Source organism: Mesorhizobium sp. M8A.F.Ca.ET.181.01.1.1 (assembly GCF_004792025.1).
In the GTDB taxonomy this organism is placed as follows: domain Bacteria; phylum Pseudomonadota; class Alphaproteobacteria; order Rhizobiales; family Rhizobiaceae; genus Mesorhizobium.
The window spans coordinates 1-1,162 of the sequence record NZ_SRTV01000035.1 but is presented as its reverse complement, the minus strand read 5'-3'; the positions used below and the strand labels follow the sequence as shown (position 1 = coordinate 1,162).

Below are 1,162 nucleotides of genomic sequence, written 5' to 3'. Positions count from 1 at the left end.
CGGATGAGCAACTGTGTTTTCAGGCTTTGTCTGGATACCAGGGTTGGTTGTGTCGAAGCATGGCGCTGAGGATGGTCATAATCTTTCGGGCCACGGCGACGATGGCGACCTTTGGTTGCTTACCGTTTGCAATAAGACGCTGGTGGAAGGCTTTGAGTACGGGATTGGAGCGGCTGGCGGTGAGCGCTGCCATGTAGACCACCCTGCGCAGAGCATGCCGGCCGCCCCAGATGACGCGGCGACCTTTGAAGGTGCCGGTGTCGAAGTCGTAGGGCGCCAGGCCGGCAAGCGCAGCAATCTCGCGTCGCGAGGCCTGCCCGATCTCCGGCGCCAGCGCCAGTATGGTATGGCTGAGGACTGGACCGGCACCGTGGAAGGACTGGATCAGGCGATCCTTGGCTGCGAGCGCCGGCTGGCTGGCGACGAGTTCGGCCATACGCTTGGCGAGCAGTGCGATATCGAGTTCGATACGACGCAGCCGCTGGGTGAAGATGCGCTTCACCATCGGCTCGCGTAGCTGCTCGAGTTGATTGGCGAGGCTGACCTTATCGTCGCTAAGCTGCCTGCGGGCCACGACCAGATCGGCCAGTTGCTCCGCAATCGGGTCGCAACGCACCGGCCGGGTCGGCAGTTCGGCGGTGTAGCGCGCAATCAGCAAGGCGTCGATGCGATCATTCTTGGCCAATCGGCCAAGGGCGCGGGCATAGTGGCGCAATTTGTGCGGATTGACGTTCCTGGCCGGCAGGTCCGCGCTACGCAGTGCCTTGGCCACACCGCGCTCATAGCCGCCGCTCGGCTCCATGCCGATGGCGCGTACGGTGCGACCCCGCAGCCATCTGACCAGCTTGGCCCATCCGTCCTTGTCGTTGTCGAAACGCGCTTGTTCCTGCGTTTGAAACACCGCCACGTCGAGCCAGCCTTTGGCGACATCGATGCCGATGTCCTGAACCGTTTGCGCTACCATCTCATCGGTCCCTTCCTTGTGTGCGGGGGCTTGCCCCTTGCAACTGTTCGGGTTCACAAAAGAAGGCGGTCGGGCCCCAGCTCATCCACGGTTTAAGCCACCTGAGGGGTGACGGGCTCTCGACCGCCGCCACGGATCAGGCAAGCACCTGGTCCGTGGCACCCTCAACAATGCACGATTCCAAACACACAAGGGGTG

1 protein-coding gene is annotated in these 1,162 nt (G+C 62.7%); it reads right to left on the bottom strand.

The genetic code is table 11. The annotated features are described in order from the left end of the window. Positions 1-19: 19 nt before the first annotated feature. On the bottom strand, positions 20-964 hold the full coding sequence (locus EN824_RS33430; protein WP_189522269.1) for an IS110 family transposase: 945 nt from the start codon (positions 962-964) through the stop codon (positions 20-22). Positions 965-1,162: the final 198 nt, after the last annotated feature.

What these genes read in the sequence shown, in the direction of transcription:
- EN824_RS33430 (WP_189522269.1), bottom strand. Translation starts at nt 964, where the DNA reads ATGGTAGCGCAAACGGTTCAGGACATCGGCATCGATGTCGCCAAAGGC.